This window comes from Methyloceanibacter sp., assembly GCF_050999895.1.
Classification (GTDB): Bacteria; Pseudomonadota; Alphaproteobacteria; order Rhizobiales; family Methyloligellaceae; genus Methyloceanibacter.
In genome coordinates this window covers 18,173-36,244 of the sequence record NZ_JBPCOU010000085.1, presented here as the reverse complement: position 1 = coordinate 36,244, position 18,072 = coordinate 18,173, and the positions used below count along the sequence as shown (strand labels likewise).

Here is an 18,072-nt window from a genome sequence, read left to right as displayed (position 1 = left end):
ACGATATTGCCGCGCGCCACCTCGCCGCTGAGGCTCGCAGCTTCGGGGCCCCCATCCATGAAAGCCTCGTCGACGATGAGTAGACCGACACGGCCGTGGAGACGATGGGCAAGCGCGAGCAGCGTCTCCTTGGAGACGACGCGCCCATCCGGGTTGTTGGGATTGACGACAAGGGCGAGGTCGGCGTCCGCGAGGGCTTCGATATCGTCGACGCCCTGCACTTCATGTCCGGCGAGCGCGGCGGCGCGGGCATGCTCGGCATAGGTCGTTGTAAGAATTCTGGCGCGCCCCGGCGGCAGGAGCCGCGCAAGCGATGCGAGCAGGATCTGCGTGCCGGGGGCAGGGCATACGTGGCGGTAGGACGGCGCGCCATAGGCATGAGCGGCGGCTTCGGCGAGCGCCTGCGTATCGGACGCCTTCGGCAGCTTGGCGAATATTTCCGGCGCCAATTGCGGCACGGGATATGGGTTAGGATTGATCCCGGTCGAGAGATCGAGGAATGGTTCTGGCGCGCCGGGGAACAGGGCACGCGCGGCGGCGAGATCGCCGCCATGCGGCAGTGGCGCAAGATCGACGGGAGGTAGCGTGTCGGCGTTCGTGACCTTGCTCGCGCTTTTGATCGAGGCCATGGCGGGCTATCCACGCGTCATCGCGCGCGGCATGGGCCATCCGGTGACGTGGATGGGACGCCTGATCGGGACGCTCGACCGGCGTCTCAATCGCGATGAAGCGAGCGCCGGCGCGCGCCGTAATGCCGGCATCGCCGCCATCGCGCTCACGGTCGTCATTGTCGGGGCAATAGCGTTTTTCATCGAACGCAGCCTGCTGCTCCTCCCGTTCGGCATTATCGCCGTCGCCATTGTCGCGAGCACGCTTCTCGCACAACGCAGCCTATACGCCCATGTCGCCAATGTTGCGGGAGCGCTCGAGCAAGGCGACATCGCGGACGCGCGCGTGGCCGTGGCGGAGATCGTTGGACGCGATACCGCCGCGCTGGACGAGGCCGGCATCGCTCGCGCCGCGATCGAAAGTCTCGCCGAGAATTTCTCCGACGGCGTCGTCGCGCCGTCACTGTGGATGGTCATTGCGGGGCTTCCTGGCGCTTCAGTCTATAAAGCCATCAACACCGCCGACAGCATGATCGGACATCGCACTAAGCGCCACGAAGACTTCGGCTCCGCGGCGGCACGGCTCGACGATCTCGTCAATCTTCCCGCCTCGCGCCTCGCAGCGCTTCTGCTCGTTACGGCCGCCGCCGTCACACCGGGCGCCTCTTCGGGACTTGCCTGGCGCGCAATCTGGCGCGATGCGCCGCGGCATCGGTCGCCCAATGCCGGCTATCCCGAAGCCGCAACCGCCGGCGCGCTCGATCTCGCTCTTGGGGGCCCGCGGCATTATGACGGCGCGCTTGTGGCCGACGCCTGGATGGGAGGCGGCAGGGCGGATCTGTCGGCAGCCGATATCAGGGCCACGCTTTCGCTATATGTGCGCGGTGACGCGATCCTGATCGGCCTCGTTGCGCTTGTGGCTTTGCTCATCTGGCGAGCGTGAGCAGGCGGTCGATATCGACATGGGCTTCGAGATGTGCGGCGAGACGGTCGAGCGTCGCATCCACCGCGCCCTCATAGGCGATCTCCGCTTCCGCGCCGCCGAGTCTCGCGAGCCAGGCGCCGCGCTGGCGGTCGTTGGCGAACAGGCCGTGAATATAGGTTCCGCTCACGCGGCCGTCTGCCGACACTGCGCCGTCGCTCGCACCGCCTGAAAGCGTGGCAAACGGGGGCGCGCAGTCGGGCCCGCTGGTCTCGCCGATATGCATCTCATAGCCGGCATAGGCCACGCCGTCGGAGGTCGTGCCTTGCACGGGCTCAAGCCGCTTCTCAGCCGTGAGCGTGGTCTCGACGTCGAGCAAACCGAGGCCTTGCGCGCTGCCCGCCGCGCCTTCGATGCCGTCGGGATCGTGGATCGCGCGCCCCAGCATCTGATAGCCGCCGCAAAGCCCGAGCACAGAACCGCCGCGGCGGCGATGCCCCGCGATGTCGATGTCGAAGCCGGCTTCGCGCAGCGCGGCGAGGTCGGCGATGGTGGCCTTGGAGCCCGGCAGGATGACGAGGTCGGCGTCGCCCGGCAGCGCTTTTCCCGGGCGCACGCGCACGAGGTCGACAGACGGCTCGGCATCGAGCGGGTCGAGATCGTCGAAATTGGCGATATGCGGCAGGACCGGTACCGCGATCTTGATGCGCGCGCCGTCTTTGCGCGGTCGTGCCGCGTCGAGTGCAAGAGCATCCTCGGCGGGCAATGCGCGCGCGCCGGCGAAGAAGGGAATGAGGCCAAGCGCCGCCCAGCCGGTGGCTTTCGCGATCAGTGTCATGCCTTGCGCAAACAATGCAGGGTCGCCGCGAAACTTGTTCACGAGAAAGCCGACAATCAGGCTTGCATCCTCGGCCGCGATCACCGCCTTGGTGCCGACCAGGCTCGCGATGACGCCGCCGCGATCGATATCGCCGATCAGCACCACGGGCACGTCTGCCGCGCGCGCGAAGCCCATATTGGCGATGTCGTTGCTGCGGAGATTGATCTCCGACGCGCTGCCCGCACCCTCGACCAACACGATATCGGCATCGCGTTTCAATCGCGCGAAACTGTCGAGGACGAAGCTCATCAGCTCGGGTTTGAGGCGCTGATATTCAGCCGCAACCGCGCGCCCATAGACGCGCCCCTGCACAACGATCTGCGCGCCGACTTCGCTTTGCGGTTTCAGCAGTACGGGGTTCATATGCACGCTGGGGCTCGCGCCGGCGCCGCGCGCCTGGAGCGCCTGCGCCCTGCCGATCTCGCCGCCGTCGGCCGTCACCGCCGCATTGTTGGACATGTTTTGCGGCTTGAAGGGCAGCACCTTCAGCCCGCGCTTGGCGAGTGCACGCGCAAGCCCCGCAACGATCAGCGACTTGCCGACATCGGAGCCGGTGCCCTGGAACATGAGCACGCGCGCGGCCACCTCTAGTACTCGATGCCTTCTTGCGCCTTCACGCCGGCGGCGAAGTGATGCTTCACGAGCGTCATGTCGGTGACGAGGTCGGCCGCCTCGATCAGGGCGGGCTTCGCGTTCCGCCCCGTGACGATGACATGAAGCCCCGGCCTGCGCGATGTCAGCGCCGCAAGCACGCGGTCGAGATCGAGATAGTCGTAACGGAGCGCGATATTGAGCTCGTCGAGAATGACAAGCCCGAAGCTCTCATCATCCATCAGCTCTTGCGCCTTGGCCCAGGCACGCTCGGCGGCTGCGATGTCGCGCTTCAGGTCCTGGGTCTCCCAGGTGAAGCCTTCGCCCATGGAGTGCCACGAGACCTGATCGCCGAAGGTTGCGAGCGCATCGCGCTCGGCGGTGTGCCAGGCGCCTTTCACGAATTGCACCACGCCGACGCGCCGGCCGCGACCGAGCATGCGCAGAGCTAGGCCAAAGGCCGCGGTGGATTTGCCCTTGCCGGTGCCGGTATGCACGATCAGCAGGCCCTTCTCTGCGGTCTTGCCGGCGACCTCCTCGTCCTGCACAGCCTTGCGCTTCGCCATCTTGGCGCGGTGGCGCTCGGCCTCCTTCTCGTCGATCGCCTTGGTCATGGCGTTTCCTTCACGGTCATTGGCAGGCCCGCAATCATCAGCACGACATGATCGGCGATCGGGGCCATGCGTTGATTGAGCACTCCTTGGCAATCGCGAAAGCTGCGGCCGAGCGGGTTGTCGGGGACGATCCCGAGGCCGACCTCGTTGCTGACGAGGACGGTGCGACCGCTGCGCGCGGCGAGGGCGGCTTCCAGCCTATGTGTCATGTTGCCCACGTCGAAACTGCCGAGCATCACATTCGAAAGCCAAAGCGTCAGGCAGTCGACGAGGACGGCAGCGCCTTCGGGAACGGCGGCGAGTGCCTCGGGCAGTTCATGCGGCGCTTCGACGGTCTGCCAGCCGGCTTCGCGCCGCGCCCTGTGCGCCGCGATGCGCGCCGCCATCTCGTCGTCGCGGGCTTCGGCCGTGGCGATATAGACCCAGGGACGCGGCAGCGCGGCGATCAGGCTTTCGGCGTAGCGGCTCTTGCCGGAGCGAGCGCCGCCGAGCACGAGAGTCAAGCCCGCGCGCCCGGCAGTCTCTGTCTTTGCCATGGCTCAGGCTGCGCGGAGAAACCGCTCGCGGAACAGGCCCGCAAGTCCCCCGAGCAGAACCCAGAACACGAGCGTGGTGAGCACGGCCGCGACCACGAAGCTATGATGCAAGCCTTCCGGGATCGGGCTCTCATGGCTAACCGGCTGCGGCGCACCGATCAGATGCGGCAGCAGCAGGAGCACGACCGCCCCGGCCACCGCGTACACCGAACGGCTGTAGAACATGAGCCCAAGCGCGATCGCGGTACTGACAACCGTCCCCACCCACCAGAGCTGGCGCGCGCCAAGCTCCGCCGCGGGCATTGCCGGGAGTTCGGGCGGCAAGCCAAGACCGGGTGCGAGCGTGAAGATGGCGAACCCCGCCAAGCCCCAGAACACGCCCTGCCGCCAATCGGCGATGCCGCCGAACAGCTCGCTGACGGCGACCAGCAGAAGCGCGAAGCCGACGCCGGTGACGATATTGGCGAGGAGGGTGAAGAAGGTCCGTTCGAAGCCGTCCGCCGGCGCCCAGCCTTCCTCCTCGACTCCGGCCGTTCCGTCGCCATGGGAGTGGCCTGAAACCTCGGCGGCGTCGCCATGGGCGTGAGAATGGGCCGGGGCTCCGGATTGGCCCTCAAATGTCTCCGCCTGGAGAATTAACGGCACCGTCGTGAATTCCTGGGCGACGGTCATGCAGAGGCCGGCAAGCCCGCCGGCCACGGCGGCAATCAGCACCATGTTGCGAAAGAAAACCATGTCGTGCCCTCCTTAGTGGCAAGGAAAGGCCATCGAATGGCGATAGTCGTGGGCGGCGTTATGCACGGCCTCGATGTGAGAGAAGCCCACGCCGCCGACGATGAAGACGCCGATCAGGGCCGCCATGAAGATCGGTATCGCGCGTGACGCGGTGAGCGCGGCGACGGCGCTGTCGCCGTCTGGTCTAGTCGAAAAAGCCTTCATCTGATCCCCCTTGCCTCCTCCACCCGAGGACGCGGTTAAGGTTTGACGCCGCCGGCAGGTCTCCTGGCTCGCGGGTCGACGCCTTCCCTCGGCCTTCCCGGAGCCTTTCGGCTCCAGTGACCAGTGGAGGGGTGCTCGCCGCTTACAGTTGCGGGGGCAGCCGCGGATTCAGGCCGAAACCTTCACCGCGTTCCCTTTTACGTCCCACGGCGTGTGGGAACCAACGACGCGCCGACTATAGCGGCACCGCGGGCGAGGGCAAGCAGCGACCGCCCCTCGCGATTGACAAAGGGTGGGAGCCGCCCCTTAAGTGGCGGAATTCGACGGTCTCTCGCAAGAGAGCGAACAGGGAACGCGGTACGAGGCAGTCCTCTAAATCCGCGGCTGCCCCCGCAACTGTGAGCGGCGAGCCTCAACCACAAAGGCCACTGGGACGATCCCGGGAAGGCGGTGAGGGGCGAAGACCCGCGAAGCCAGGAGACCTACCGTCGATGCAATCGGCCGCGGGGCGGGGTGCCTCTGCGGCGGTTGACGTTGCGCAGCCCGTGGTTTCGGGCTTCGTGGCTCGCGTCTTCGCACCCTTGTCGTAGTCAGTCCGCGAAGGAGCGACGGCAGGGTGACGCTCACCGATCTCGCCAAGGATGACGATCTAGGCGTCGAGGCACGCACCTCGACCACGATCTATGTCTGCATCAAGTGCCGCCGCGCGTCCGATCCGGAAGGCGTGCGCCCCGGGCTTGAGCTCGCGGACGCGACGATCCGCGCCGCGAGAGATACCGGCATCGCGGTCTGCAAGATACGCTGCCTCGCCAATTGCAATCGCGCGCTCAGCGCCGCCATGCGCCGCGACGGTTCCTGGACTTACGTGTTCGGGGACCTCAACCCGGAAAACGGCGCGGCTGCGCTGATCGACGGCGCGAGGCTTCTGGCCCGCTCCGGCGACGGGCTCCTGCCCTGGCGCGGCCGTCCCGACAGTCTCAAGCGCGGGCTCATTGCGCGCGTCCCACCAATGGATTTCGAGGAGGACGTTGAATGACGTCGGTTGCGCGCATTCCCTGCACGATCGTCACGGGCTTTCTCGGCTCGGGCAAGACGACGCTCATCCGCCATATCCTGGAGAATGCGAACGGCCGCCGCCTCGCCGTCATCGTCAACGAGTTCGGCGATATCGGCATTGACGGCGAGATCCTGAAAGGCTGCGGCGATGCCGCGTGCCCGGAGGAGAACATCGTCGAGCTTGCCAATGGCTGTCTCTGCTGCACGGTCGCCGACGAGTTCGTGCCGGCGCTCGACGCCATTCTGTCGCGCAGGCCGGCGGTCGAGCATATCGTCATCGAGACCTCAGGGCTCGCTCTGCCGAAGCCGCTCGTGCAGGCGTTCAATTGGCCGGCGATCAAGGGCCGCGTCACCGTCGACGGCGTCGTGGCGGTGGTCGATGGCGCCGCACTCGCCAACGGTCAGGTCTCCGCCGATCTCGATGCGCTGACGCGGCAACGCCAGGCCGACAGCGCCCTCGATCACGACGATCCCATCGAGGAGGTGTTCGAAGACCAGATCGCCTGCGCCGATCTCGTCGTGCTCAACAAGCGCGATCTGCTCGACGCGGCAGGCGCTGAGCGCGCGACCGCCGCGATCGCCAACGCGCTGCCCCGTTCGGTGCGCGTCGTCACGGTCGCGGACGGCAAGGTCGATCCGGCCGCGATGCTCGGCCTCGGCGTTGGCACCGAGGACGACATCGAGAACCGCAAGACGCATCACGACGATGAGCTCGACCACGATCACGACGATTTCGACAGCTTCGTCGTGGAGGTCGGGGAAATCGCCGATCCCGCGCTCCTCGCCAAGCGCATCGGCGACCTCGCCGAAGGCCAAAATGTGTTGCGGGTCAAGGGCTTCGCCGCCGTCGCCGGCAAGCCCATGCGCCTCCTGGTGCAGGCCGTCGGCGCCCGCGTCAGCCATTATTACGACCGGCCTTGGGGCACCTTAGAATCACGCAGCGGCTATCTTGTCGTCATTGGGCTGAAGGGCCTCGACCGCCGCGCCGTGACGAGCGCATTGTCGGGCTAAAAGATGCATCTGCTCCAGACCAGCTCCACGACGCTTGACGATCTGGTCGAGCCCATCGATCTCGGTCAGACGCCGGGCGACATCGCGGTGCTGTCTTTCGCCGATAGCGATCTCTCTGGACTCGCAGCAGCCTTCGCGCTCGACAAGGACAGCTTACCGAGCGTGCGGCTCGCGCATCTCCGCGACCTCCGCCATCCGATGTCGATCGACCTTTGGCTCGACCGCGTCGGAGTTCACGCGAAAATCATTGTCGTGCGTCTGCTCGGCGGTCTCGACTGGTGGCGCTACGGCGTCGATATGTTGAGCGAAGCCGCGCGCGCGAGGGGCATCGCTTTGGCCGTGCTTCCCGGCGAGGACCGCGACGACACCCGCCTCGACGCGGCGTCGACGCTACCGCCGGAAGAACTCAGGGTTGTGCTCGGCTTCTTCCGCGAAGGCGGACGCGAAAACATGCGCGCGCTGCTGCGCCGGCTCGCCTCATATGCGGGGCAGGCCGTGTGCGTCGCGGAGCCCGAGTCGTTGCCGCGTGTCGGCGGTTATCTGCCGGAGATCGGCGCCGTGCCGTTCGACACGCTGCTCGCACAACTCGCGCCCGGCCTGCCGGTGGTGCCGATCATCTTCTATCGCGCGGCACTTCTCGCGGCGGACACCGCGCCAATCGATGCGCTCTATAAGGCGCTCGGCGAGCGTGGTCTCGCACCAGCGCCGCTCGTCATCCCGAGCCTGAAGGACCACGCGGCGCGCAAATTCCTGCAAGCCTCCCTGCCGCGTCTCGCGCCCGCGGTCATCCTCACCACCACCGCGTTCGCCGCCGCGAGCGAGAGCGAGGCGTCGCCGCTGGATGTGACCGACGCCCCCGTGCACCAAGTTATTATCGCCAATACCAAGCGTGCGGCGTGGGCGGAGAGCCCGCGTGGCCTCGGATCGTCCGACCTTGCCATGCACGTGGTCCTGCCGGAGATCGACGGTCGCGTGCTTGCGGGCGCGATCTCGTTCAAGGATCCCGTCGCGGCGGATGCGGCGCTCGCCTTTACCGGGCTGATGAACCGCCCCGAGCCCGACCGTGTCGGCATGGTCACTGACCGTGTCGCGGCGCTTGCGCGCTTGCGCGCTTTGCCGCGCGCGAAGCGGCGCGTCGCGGTGCTGATGCCGGACTATCCAGGTGCTGCCGGGCGCACGGGCTACGCTGTCGGCCTCGACGTGCCGGCAAGCGTCCTTGCGTTGCTCGCCGATCTTACTGATGCCGGCTACGCTGTTGGCGCTCTGCCTGAGACGCCGCGCGCGCTGATCGACATGCTGGAGGCGGGCGCGGCGGACGCGATGCTTTCGCTTGCCGACTATCAGCGTCTCGCCGCCGAGCTTCCTGCGAGCGTTCTTGCGCGTATCATTGATGCCTGGGGCGCTCCCGCCCACGATGAAGATGTTAGCAACGGTGCGTTCCGGTTTCGCGCGCGTTTCTTCGGAAATGTTCTCGTGGCGCTGCCGCCGGAGCGCGGGCGCAAGACAGAGCGCCGCGCCGACTATCACGATCCGAGCCTGCCGCCCCGCCACGCGCTCCTCGCCTTCGGGCTCTGGCTGCGGCACACAGCAAAGACCCACGCCATCGTGCATCTCGGCGCGCATGGTACGCTGGAATGGCTTCCGGGCAAATCCGTGGCGCTGACCAATTCGTGTTTTCCTGAAGCCGTGCTCGGCACGGTGCCGGTCATCTATCCCTTTATCGTGACCAATCCCGGCGAGGCGGCGCAGGCCAAGCGGCGCATTGCCGGCATCACCATCGGGCATCTGCCGCCGCCGCTCGTGAATACGGACCTGTCGGGCCCTGCGCAGGCGCTCGAGCGGCTGGTCGATGAATATGCCATTGCCGACGGTCTCGACGGCCATCGCCGCGAGCGTCTCGCACGCCTCATCGTTGAGAGCGCGCAAAGCTCAGGTCTCGCGCGCGAGGCGGGGCTCGCCGCCGAGTCCTGTCCCGATGCCGCGCTCAAGAAGATCGATGCCTGGCTCTGCGATCTCAAGGATCTCGCGCTGAAGGATGGGCTGCACATCTATGGCCGCGCCGATGCCGGCCAGGGCAACGACCCGCAATGGCAGGCAAGCGCGGAAGCCGAGGGTCACGCGCTGCTCGATGCGCTCGACGGCAAGCGCATTCCCGCCGGTCCTGCCGGTGCGCCGTCACGGGGACGCCGCGACGTGCTGCCAACGGGCCGCAATCTCTTCACCGCCGATCCGCGCGTACTGCCGACGCCGACCGCGATGGACCTCGGCCGCATCGCCGCCGACGAAGTGGTGCGCAATCATCTGCAAAGCCACGGCGAGATGCCGCGATCCCTCGTCATCGATCTTTGGGGCAGCGCGACGCTTCGGACCGGCGGCGAGGAGATCGCGCAAGGCCTCGCGCTGATGGGTTGCCGCCCGACCTGGGACACGGCCACGGGGCGCGTCACGGGCATCGAGGTGCTGCCGCCCGCCGCGATGGGCCGGCCGCGCATCGATGTCACCTTCCGCATTTCCGGACTGTTCCGCGACCTGTTTCCGGCGCAAATCGCGCTGCTCGACGCGGCGGTGCAGCTCGTCGCGCAACGCAGCGAGGACGATCACGACAATCCCCTCGCTGCCACGCATCGTCAGAAGAGCAATGGCTGCATCCACCGCATCTTCGGCAATGCGCCCGGTGCCTACGGCGCGGGCGTCGAGGACCTGCTCGGCCAGGATGCTGCGGCCGACGATATCGGCGCCGCCTATCTCGCCGCTGCCTCGCACGCCTATTGCGGCGCGGAAGGTGTTGGCGATGCCTTGCCGGACGCGTTCGCCGAACGTGTCGCCGCCGCCGATCTTCTGCTGCATCCGAGCGACGATCCCGGCCGCGATCTCCTCGATGGCTCGGAGGATGCCGCCTTTGTCGGCGGCTTCGCCGCTGCCGCAAAGTCGCTTGGCCGGACGCCCGACCTCGTGATGCTCGACCTCACCGACCCCAAGCGCCCGCGCGCTCGCGCGCTCGACCAGGCGCTGGCGCGGATCGTGCGCGGGCGCGCGACGAGCGCGCGCTACATCGAAGGCATGATGCGCCACGGCTATCGCGGCGCAGCGGAGCTCGCCGAGACCGTGGATCGCCTCGTCGATTTCGCCGAGACCACGAACGCGGTGGCGTCGTCGCTATTCGACCTCGTGCATGACGCCTATGTCGTGAACCCTCGCGTGCGCGACTTTCTCCTGCGCGAGAACCCGGATGCCGCCCGGGCGCTTGCCGAGCGCCTGGAGGACGCGCGGCGCAAAGGGCTATGGCATCCGCGGCGCAACGATCTCGCCGCCGACCTCGCAACGATGCGCAAGGAGGAGGTGGCGTGAGCGCGATCTCCGTCCGCGGCGCCTGTCCAGGCCTTTCCACGCCGATGCTGACCGGCGATGGGCTGCTGGTGCGCCTGATGCCGACCCCGCCCATCTCCCTCGATGCGTTCGCCGGTTTCTGTGCGGCGGCGCTTGCGCAGGGCAACGGCACGATTGAGGTCACCGCGCGCGGCGGTCTCCAGGTACGCGGGCTGACGCCGGTCTCCGCGCTGAGCTTTGCCTCCGCGGTCGGCGAACTGGACCTTCCGGCGAGCGAGGGCGTCAGCGTCGTGACCGACGCTCTGCCCGGCGATCCTCGTGCCTTGATCGATGCCGCTTCACTTGCGGCAGAATTGCGCGCGGCGATCGAAGCGGCGAGGCTCGCGCTCGCACCAAAACTCTCCATCGTCGTCGATGGCGGCGGCCCGCTGCATCTCGATGCGCTCAAGGCCGATATCAGGCTCCTCGCCGTCGATGCCGAAAGGCTGCTTATGGCGCTCGCCGGTGACGCCGCCTCGGCGACGCCGCTCGGAATCGTGTCCCGCGACGATGCCTGCCCTGCGGTGCTGCATGTCTTGCGTAGGATCGCGGTACACGGGCCAACCAGCCGCGCCGCCGATATCCTGCGCGACCAAGGCATCGCCGCCTCGCGCGTCACGCTCGCTGCGCCTCTCAAACCGGCCACGGCCTTGCAGCCACGCCCCCGCGCGCAAATGCTCGGGCGGCATCCCCTGACGGACGGCTCGCTCGTGCTCGGAATCGGGCTCGCCTTCGGGCACGCTCAGGCGTCGGAACTGATCGGCGTGATCAGCGCCGCGCGCTATCACGGCGCGACATGGCTGCGCCCGGCGCCAGACCGCGCGCTCCTGCTCGGTCCGCTCAACGAGGCCGGCGCGGATGCCGTCGCCGGCGCGGCGGAAGGTTTCAGCTTCATCGTCTCGGCCTCGGATCCACGCCGCCGTGTCGTCGCCTGTCCCGGCGCACCGTTCTGCGCCTCGGGCCATATCCCGGCGCGCGCCCTTGCCGCCGAGCTTGCGCCGTTTCTGCCGCCCGGCCAAGGCATCGCGCTGCATATCTCAGGCTGCGCCAAAGGCTGCGCCCATCCGAAGATGGCACCCCTGACCATCGTCGGCAGTGAAAGCGGATTCGGCGTCGTTCGCAACGGCACGGCCCGCGCGCCTTCGGCCTTTGTCGATACCCGCGGCCTCCATGCCGCTCTCCTGCAAGACGAAGACGTAGAGGCGCTGGAGCCGGCCGATGCTTAAGGGCCCGGACTACATCAAGGACGGCACGGCCATCTATCAGCGTTCCTTCGCCATCATCCGCAGCGAGGCGGATCTCTCCCGCTTCACGCCGGAAGATGCGGACATTGCGGTGCGCATGATTCATGCATGCGGCCAGGTCGGCGTCGCGGAGCATATCGTCTTCTCGCCGAGCCTTGTGGCGGCAGCGCGCGGCGCCTTGCAGCGGGGTGCGCCGATTCTCTGCGACGCGGCGATGGTGGCGCAGGGCGTCACCCGCGCGCGCCTTCCTGCCGATAATGAGGTGATCTGCACCTTGCGCGATCAGCGCGTCGCCCCGCTTGCGCTCAAGCTCGGCACCACGCGCTCTGCCGCCGCGCTCGAGCTTTGGCGCGACCGTCTCGGCGGCGCCGTCGTCGCTATCGGCAATGCGCCGACCGCGCTCTTCCACCTGCTGGAGATGCTCGATGAAGGCGCGCCAAAGCCCGCCGCCATTCTCGGTATCCCCGTCGGCTTTGTCGGCGCTGCGGAATCCAAAGAGGTGCTCGCGCAAAATCTCCACGACATCCCCTTCCTCATCATGCGCGGGCGCATGGGCGGCAGCGCCATGACGGCAGCCGCGATCAACGCGCTCGCAAAGGAAGGTCTATGAAAGCGGGACGCCTCATCGGCGTGGGCGTCGGCCCGGGCGATCCGGGGCTTCTCACGCTGAAGGCCATCGCGGCGCTCCGCGATGCGGACGTCGTCGCGCATTTCGCCAAGGCCGGCAACGCCAGCAATGCGCGCGGCATCGTCGTTGGCCATCTCAAGGATGGCGTCGAGGAGCTGCCACTGCTCTATCCGGTCACGACGGAAATGCCGAAGGCCGAGACAGAGTATCGCTGCGCCATCGGCGATTTCTACGACAGCTCCGCGGCGGCCGTCGCCGCGCATCTCGATCAAGGCCGCGTCGTCGCGGTGCTCTCCGAAGGCGATCCGCTGTTCTACGGCTCCTACATGCATCTCCATGTGCGCCTCGCCGAGCGCTACGCGACCGAGGTCATCCCCGGCGTCACCGGAATGTCCGGCTGCTGGTCGGCGATCGGCACCCCCATCGCGCAAGGCGACGACGTGCTCACCGTGCTGCCGGGCACCCTGCCGGAGGCCGAGCTCGAGCGCCGCCTCGCCGACAGCAATGCGGTCGTTGTGATGAAGATCGGCCGCAATCTTGAGAAGGTGCGCCGCGCGCTTCAGCGCGCCGGGCGTCTGGAGCGGGCCATCTATGTCGAGCGCGGCACCATGGCAAACGCCGTCACCATGAAGCTCGCCGAGAAGACCGACGGCTGCGCGCCCTATTTCGCCGTCGTGCTGGTTCCTGGTTGGGCGGACCGGTCATGAGCGGGCGCCTCGCCGTCATCGGGCTCGGTCCGGGCGATGCGCGGTACCTGACGCGTGAAGCCGAAGACGCACTCGCTTCGGCAGATGCGGTCTATGGCTATAGCGCCTATCTCGACCGCGTTCCGTCGCGGCCGGGCCAGGCGCGGCATGGGTCGGACAATCGCGAGGAGCCGGCGCGCGCCGCCGCCGCCCTGCGCCATGCCGCCGAGGGCGCCAATGTTGCCGTCGTGTCCGGCGGCGATCCCGGCGTGTTCGCCATGGCGGCCGCGGTCTGCGAGCAGATTGAGGCGGGCCCTCCCGGTTGGCGCGCGCTCGATGTGCAGATCGTGCCCGGAATCACTGCCATGCTCGCCGTTGCCGCGCGGGTGGGCGCGCCGCTCGGTCACGATTTCTGCGCCATCTCGCTTTCGGACAATCTCAAGCCCTGGGATCTGATCGAGCGCCGTCTCGCCGCAGCGGCGGCCGCGGGCTTCGTCATCGCGCTGTACAATCCCGCGTCGCGCGCGCGGCCGGGACAGATCGGCAAGGCGTTGACGCTGCTTCGCCGGCACCTCCCCGCAGCCACCGCAATCATCTTCGGACGCGCGGTGAGCCGGCCCGACGAACAACTCACCATCACCACGCTTGAGGATGCCGGTCGGGTTCCCGCCGACATGGCGACCCTGATCATTGTCGGCTCGCGCGACACGCGCGTGATCTATCGCGAGGACGAAGCGCCGTTAGTCTATACGCCGCGGGCAGTTGCGGGGGCGATGGCATGATCGAGCCACGCCACGACCTCGCCCACGCGCTCGACGCTTGTCACCTCTGGGAGCGCCGGACGCTTGAGCATGATGACGGGGAGTCCAAGCGCACGCGCGGCCGCGATCTTGCTGTAGCTCGCATCGCCGCCGCTATTCTTCGACACGACGATGTCGATGCCGTTCTCTTGCAGCAGCGCGAGATCGTCCGCTTCACGGAAGGGACCTCGCGCGCTGATATAGGCCGCGTTCGGCAGATCGAGCGGTTTCTCGACGGGGTCGACGCTCCGCACCAGATAGATGTGCTGCGGCGCTTGCGCGAAAGGCGCCAACTCCTTCCGCCCCAGCGCGAGGAAGACGCGGCTTGGTTCCTCCCCAATCGCCCGCGCCGCCTCCGCCACGGTTCCGACTTCGATCCAGTTGTCGCCGCTCCTTTGCGTCCACGGCGACCGCCGCAACGCCAGCAATTTCACTTTGGCGGCACGCGCGGCCTTTGCCGCGTTGGCGGACATGATGGCGGCATAAGGATGCGTCGCGTCGATCAGAGCGCCGATGCGCTCGGCGCGGAGATAGTCTGCCAAGCCTTCGGCGCCGCCGAAGCCGCCACTGCGCACCGGCACGCCTTGCGCAAGCGGCGCGGCTGTGCGTCCGGCGAGCGAGAGCGTCACGTCGAATGCCGGCTGGCCTGCGAGAGCCCCCGCGAGCTGCCGCGCTTCCGCCGTGCCGCCAAGAATGAGTATGCGCATGGCGCGTCCTGAACCTGTCATGCCCCTACCTGGCCCAAGGCAGCGCTGGCTGTCCATCGTCGGGATTGGCGAGGACGGCGTAGAAGGATTGAGCCCTATCGCCTGTGGCCTCGTTTCCCAAGCTGAAATCGTATTCGGCGGCGAGCGACACCTCCGCCTCGCGGCGGCGCTGATCAAGGGCCAAAAGCGGCCCTGGCCAAGCCCGTTTGCACAAGGAATCGAGGAAATCCTTGCCCTGCGCGGGCGCGAAGTTTGCGTGCTCGCCTCGGGCGATCCCTTCTTCTATGGCGTGGGCTCCGTGCTCGCACGCCATGTCGAGCCCGATGAGACCCTGGTCATGCCGGCGCCGTCCGCCTTCAGTCTCGCCGCCGCGCGGCTGGGATGGGCGCTGCCCGACACCGTCCTCCTTTCCCTGCATGGCCGCGAGATCGACCGCATCCGCCCGCATCTGCATCCGGGCGCTAACATCCTCGCGCTGACCTCCGATGGCGACGGGCCGCAGGCGCTCGCACAACTTCTTGCCGAGATCGGCTTCGGCGCCTCGCGCCTCACCGCGCTGGAGGCTCTTGGCGGGGAGAGCGAGCGGACCCGCATGACGACGGCAGCCTCCTACGATCTGGGCGAGGTTGCCGCGCTCAACATTTGCGCCATCGAGGTTGCCGCCGACAAAGGCGCGCGGGTACTCGCTTTTACGCCCGGCCTTGCCGACGATTTGTTCGAACATGACGGCCAGATCACCAAGCGCGAGATCCGCGCCGTGACGCTGTCGTCGCTCGGCTCCCGTCGCGGCGAGCTATTGTGGGATATCGGCGCGGGCTCCGGCTCCGTTTCCATCGAGTGGATGCTCGCGGACCCATCCTTGCGCGCCATCGCCATCGAGGCGCGACCCGACCGCGCCGGCCGGATTACGCGTAACGCCGCTGCCTTCGGCGTGCCGGGGCTCGACATCGTGGAAGGCGAAGCTCCGGCCGCCCTTGCCGGTCTCGCGCAACCCGACGCTATCTTTATCGGCGGCGGCGCCAGCGATGACGGCCTGCTCGACGCCGCCATCGAAGCGCTCAAACCTGGCGGCCGCCTCGTTGTCAACGCCGTCACGCTGGAGACAGAAGCGGCACTGCTTGCGCGCCACGCCGCGCTCGGCGGCGAGCTGACCCGCCTTGCCGTATCGCGTGCGGATGCGGTCGGCGGCAAGACCGGCTGGCGCGCCGCCATGCCGGTCACGCAATGGGTGTGGGTGAAGCCATGATCGTCGCCGGTGTCGGTTGCCGCAAGGGCGCGTCCGTGCACGACATCATCGCCGTGATCGATGCCGCTCTTCTAAGAGCCGGGCTTGCGCAAGCGGAGCTCGCGCTGATCGCCACGCCCACGTTCAAGGCGGAGGAGCGCGGGATCGCCGCAGCGGCGTCCGCGCGTGGCGTCCCGCTGACGATCATCGCGGAAGCCGAACTTGAAGCCGCCGGCGCGAGGGCGGTCACAAACTCGCAGCGCGTGCTGGCGCTGACGGGCCTCCCCTCCGTGGCGGAAGCTGCGGCGCTTGCCGCCGGCGGTCCCAACGCGCGCCTGCTCGGACCCCGCACCGCGCTCGGGCCCGCGACCTGCGCGCTGGCCGTGCTGGAGCAAGCGCCATGATCGTGCATTTCATCGGCGCGGGGCCCGGTGCCCCCGACCTCATTACCGTGCGCGGCCGCGACCTCATCGCCCGGTGTCCAGTCTGCCTCTATGCCGGCTCCATCGTGCCGCCCGAACTGCTGGCCTATTGCCCGGACGACGCGCGCATCGTCGACACCGCGCCTCTGTCTCTCGACGAGATCGAGGCGGAGTTCGTTGCCGCGCAAAACGCAGGCCATGACGTCGCGCGGCTGCATTCCGGCGATCTTTCGGTTTACAGCGCCCTCGCCGAACAGTTGCGCCGCCTGAAGGGTCTCGGCATCCCCTTCACCCTCACCCCCGGCGTTCCGGCCTTCGCCGCCGCCGCCGCCGCCATTTGTCGCGAGCTGACCGTGCCGGAGGTGACGCAAAGCGTGGTGGTGACGCGCATTCCCGGGCGCGCCTCAGCCATGCCGAAGAGGGAGAGCCTCGCTGCCTTCGCGGCGACCGGCGCCACGCTTGCGATCCATCTCGCGATTCACGGCATCGTGCATATCGTCGAGGATCTGACGCCGTTCTACGGGGCGGACTGTCCCGTCGCGGTGGTGGCGCGGGCAAGCTGGCCTGATGAGCGCATCATTCTCGGCACGCTCGGCGACATTGCCGAGAGACTCGCGGCGGAGACGATCGAGCGCACCGCTTTGATCCTGGTCGGGCGCGCGCTGGACGCGGAGAATTTCCGCGAGAGCGCGCTTTACGACTCGGATTATGTGCGCAGCTTCCGGGGGCAGGCAGGGTGAGCGGGCGCGAACGGCGCGCGGCCGACAAGCCGGCCTTCGCGGTCGAAGAGAACGATCTCGATCTCGATGGGCTTGCCCGCGACGACCGTGGCGGCCGTCTCCCAGGCTGCCGCTGCGACCGCGTCGCCGAGAGCGATGTGCTCGGCTTGCGCATGGCAGAAGGCTTCGGCCGCGGTGTTGGAGGCCTTGATGCGCGCGGTGAGCTGGGGCGAGCCGCCGTCTGTCTCGGCGAGGCCCGCAAGCACGCCGAGATCTACGGAGCCGCGGCGCGAATGCAGATCGAGCAGGCCTTGCGCGAGCTTCGTCATCTTGCCGAGGCCGCCGGCAATCGTCACGCGCGGCACGGGATGGGTGCGCACATATTTCAGCATGCCGCCGACGAAGTCGCCCATGTCGATCAGAGCCGTCTCTTGCATGTTATGCAGCTTCTGAATAGCGGCCTCGGAGCTCGTGCCGGTCGCGCCCGCGATGTGGTCGAGGCCGGCCGCGCGGGCGACATCGATGCCGCGATGGATCGAGTGGATCCAGGCCGAGCAGGAATAGGGAATGACGATGCCGGTGGTGCCGAGAATGGAGATGCCGCCGACAATGCCCAAGCGGCCGTTGAGCGTGTGCTTCGCAAGCTCCTCTCCGCCAGGCACCGCGATCTCGATCTCGACATCGCCTGCATCGCCTTTATCCGCGGCGACCTCAGCGATGGCATCGCGCAGCATCTGGCGCGGCATGGGGTTGATGGCGGGCTCGCCCGGCGGCAGTGGCAGCCCCGCCTTCGTCACCGTTCCGACGCCTTCGCCCGCGCGAAAGACGACGCCGCTCCCGTGCGCTCCCTTGCGCACGCGCGCGAGGATCAGCGCGCCGTGGGTGACGTCGGGATCGTCGCCGGCATCCTTCACCACGCCGGCGGTGGCCTGGCCATCACCAAGTTCGGTCGTGGCCAGGGCAAAGGCCGGATGCGCGTCGCCCTTCGGCAGGGTGATCTCCACCGGATCGGGAAACTCGCCCGTGAGCAGCGCGGTATAGGCGGCCTTCGCCGCCGCCGTGGCGCAGGCGCCGGTGGTCCAGCCGCGGCGGAGCGGGCGGTCCTTCTCTGTCATGGC

Annotated in this window: 19 protein-coding genes and 2 riboswitches; of the genes, 11 read left to right on the top strand and 8 right to left on the bottom strand. The window is 67.9% G+C overall.

The annotated features are described in order from the left end of the window. The coding region (locus ACR2J1_RS09835) for an aminotransferase class I/II-fold pyridoxal phosphate-dependent enzyme (RefSeq protein WP_434019147.1) at positions 1-629 on the bottom strand (629 nt) is incomplete at its 3' end. Here ACR2J1_RS09835 and cbiB point away from each other — a divergent pair. Next, positions 586-1,551, top strand: coding sequence for an adenosylcobinamide-phosphate synthase CbiB (gene cbiB, locus ACR2J1_RS09830; protein WP_434019146.1), 966 nt, complete (start codon positions 586-588; stop codon positions 1,549-1,551). The genes ACR2J1_RS09835 and cbiB overlap by 44 nt on opposite strands. Here the strand turns inward: cbiB and ACR2J1_RS09825 are convergent. The 5 genes from ACR2J1_RS09825 to ACR2J1_RS09805 are packed head-to-tail and all read right to left on the bottom strand — an operon-like array spanning position 1,535 to position 5,090. After that, entirely contained in the window at positions 1,535-2,995 is a 1,461-nt protein-coding gene (locus ACR2J1_RS09825) for a cobyric acid synthase (RefSeq protein WP_434019145.1), read from the bottom strand. The two genes, cbiB and ACR2J1_RS09825, sit on opposite strands and share 17 nt — an antisense overlap. Positions 2,996-2,997: 2 nt before the next feature. Next, positions 2,998-3,615 carry a cob(I)yrinic acid a,c-diamide adenosyltransferase gene (gene cobO, locus ACR2J1_RS09820; RefSeq protein ID WP_434019144.1) on the bottom strand — a complete coding sequence of 206 codons (618 nt, stop codon included), beginning with the start codon at positions 3,613-3,615 and terminating at the stop codon, positions 2,998-3,000. Next, positions 3,612-4,151 carry a bifunctional adenosylcobinamide kinase/adenosylcobinamide-phosphate guanylyltransferase gene (gene cobU / locus ACR2J1_RS09815; RefSeq protein ID WP_434019143.1) on the bottom strand — a complete coding sequence of 180 codons (540 nt, stop codon included), beginning with the start codon at positions 4,149-4,151 and terminating at the stop codon, positions 3,612-3,614. Before cobU ends, cobO begins: the two co-directional genes overlap by 4 nt. Positions 4,152-4,154: 3 nt before the next feature. After that, positions 4,155-4,886, bottom strand: a complete 732-nt coding sequence (locus tag ACR2J1_RS09810; RefSeq protein WP_434019142.1) for a CbtA family protein — start codon at positions 4,884-4,886, stop codon at positions 4,155-4,157. Positions 4,887-4,898: 12 nt separating this feature from the next. Beyond that, positions 4,899-5,090, bottom strand: coding sequence for a CbtB domain-containing protein (locus tag ACR2J1_RS09805; protein WP_434019141.1), 192 nt, complete (start codon positions 5,088-5,090; stop codon positions 4,899-4,901). A gap of 36 nt (positions 5,091-5,126) precedes the next feature. Next, positions 5,127-5,330: riboswitch (cobalamin riboswitch) on the bottom strand. A gap of 67 nt (positions 5,331-5,397) precedes the next feature. Next, positions 5,398-5,594, top strand: a riboswitch (cobalamin riboswitch). A 112-nt stretch (positions 5,595-5,706) separates the two neighbouring features. Here ACR2J1_RS09805 and ACR2J1_RS09800 point away from each other — a divergent pair. The 7 genes from ACR2J1_RS09800 to ACR2J1_RS09770 are packed head-to-tail and all read left to right on the top strand — an operon-like array spanning position 5,707 to position 13,863. Next, on the top strand, positions 5,707-6,126 hold the full coding sequence (locus tag ACR2J1_RS09800; RefSeq protein ID WP_434019140.1) for a DUF1636 family protein: 420 nt from the start codon (positions 5,707-5,709) through the stop codon (positions 6,124-6,126). Next, the gene (gene cobW, locus ACR2J1_RS09795) at positions 6,123-7,157 is read left to right on the top strand and encodes a cobalamin biosynthesis protein CobW (protein ID WP_434019139.1); all 1,035 of its coding nucleotides are present in this window, start codon (positions 6,123-6,125) and stop codon (positions 7,155-7,157) included. Before ACR2J1_RS09800 ends, cobW begins: the two co-directional genes overlap by 4 nt. 3 nt (positions 7,158-7,160) lie before the next feature. Then, on the top strand, positions 7,161-10,505 hold the full coding sequence (cobN, locus tag ACR2J1_RS09790; RefSeq protein WP_434019138.1) for a cobaltochelatase subunit CobN: 3,345 nt from the start codon (positions 7,161-7,163) through the stop codon (positions 10,503-10,505). Further along, positions 10,502-11,749, top strand: coding sequence for a precorrin-3B synthase (cobG, locus tag ACR2J1_RS09785; protein WP_434019137.1), 1,248 nt, complete (start codon positions 10,502-10,504; stop codon positions 11,747-11,749). Before cobN ends, cobG begins: the two co-directional genes overlap by 4 nt. Further along, positions 11,742-12,377 carry a precorrin-8X methylmutase gene (locus ACR2J1_RS09780; RefSeq protein ID WP_434019136.1) on the top strand — a complete coding sequence of 212 codons (636 nt, stop codon included), beginning with the start codon at positions 11,742-11,744 and terminating at the stop codon, positions 12,375-12,377. Before cobG ends, ACR2J1_RS09780 begins: the two co-directional genes overlap by 8 nt. Next, positions 12,374-13,102 carry a precorrin-2 C(20)-methyltransferase gene (locus tag ACR2J1_RS09775; RefSeq protein ID WP_434019135.1) on the top strand — a complete coding sequence of 243 codons (729 nt, stop codon included), beginning with the start codon at positions 12,374-12,376 and terminating at the stop codon, positions 13,100-13,102. The genes ACR2J1_RS09780 and ACR2J1_RS09775 overlap by 4 nt, the downstream gene beginning before the upstream one ends. Further along, positions 13,099-13,863 carry a precorrin-3B C(17)-methyltransferase gene (locus tag ACR2J1_RS09770; protein WP_434019134.1) on the top strand — a complete coding sequence of 255 codons (765 nt, stop codon included), beginning with the start codon at positions 13,099-13,101 and terminating at the stop codon, positions 13,861-13,863. The genes ACR2J1_RS09775 and ACR2J1_RS09770 overlap by 4 nt, the downstream gene beginning before the upstream one ends. Here the strand turns inward: ACR2J1_RS09770 and ACR2J1_RS09765 are convergent. Continuing rightward, positions 13,827-14,588, bottom strand: a complete 762-nt coding sequence (locus tag ACR2J1_RS09765) for a cobalt-precorrin-6A reductase (protein ID WP_434019133.1) — start codon at positions 14,586-14,588, stop codon at positions 13,827-13,829. The two genes, ACR2J1_RS09770 and ACR2J1_RS09765, sit on opposite strands and share 37 nt — an antisense overlap. Here ACR2J1_RS09765 and cbiE point away from each other — a divergent pair. Genes cbiE through cobM form a run of 3 tightly spaced genes read left to right on the top strand, consistent with a single transcriptional unit; the run spans position 14,587 to position 16,975 of the window. Next, positions 14,587-15,834 carry a precorrin-6y C5,15-methyltransferase (decarboxylating) subunit CbiE gene (gene cbiE / locus ACR2J1_RS09760; protein WP_434019132.1) on the top strand — a complete coding sequence of 416 codons (1,248 nt, stop codon included), beginning with the start codon at positions 14,587-14,589 and terminating at the stop codon, positions 15,832-15,834. The two genes, ACR2J1_RS09765 and cbiE, sit on opposite strands and share 2 nt — an antisense overlap. After that, a complete protein-coding gene (locus tag ACR2J1_RS09755) occupies positions 15,819-16,217 on the top strand; it encodes a cobalamin biosynthesis protein (protein ID WP_434019131.1) in 399 nt (132 codons plus the stop codon). The genes cbiE and ACR2J1_RS09755 overlap by 16 nt, the downstream gene beginning before the upstream one ends. Continuing rightward, on the top strand, positions 16,214-16,975 hold the full coding sequence (gene cobM / locus ACR2J1_RS09750) for a precorrin-4 C(11)-methyltransferase (protein ID WP_434019130.1): 762 nt from the start codon (positions 16,214-16,216) through the stop codon (positions 16,973-16,975). The genes ACR2J1_RS09755 and cobM overlap by 4 nt, the downstream gene beginning before the upstream one ends. Here the strand turns inward: cobM and ACR2J1_RS09745 are convergent. Continuing rightward, the gene (locus tag ACR2J1_RS09745) at positions 16,942-18,069 is read right to left on the bottom strand and encodes a cobalt-precorrin-5B (C(1))-methyltransferase (protein WP_434019129.1); all 1,128 of its coding nucleotides are present in this window, start codon (positions 18,067-18,069) and stop codon (positions 16,942-16,944) included. The two genes, cobM and ACR2J1_RS09745, sit on opposite strands and share 34 nt — an antisense overlap. Positions 18,070-18,072 lie beyond the last annotated feature (3 nt).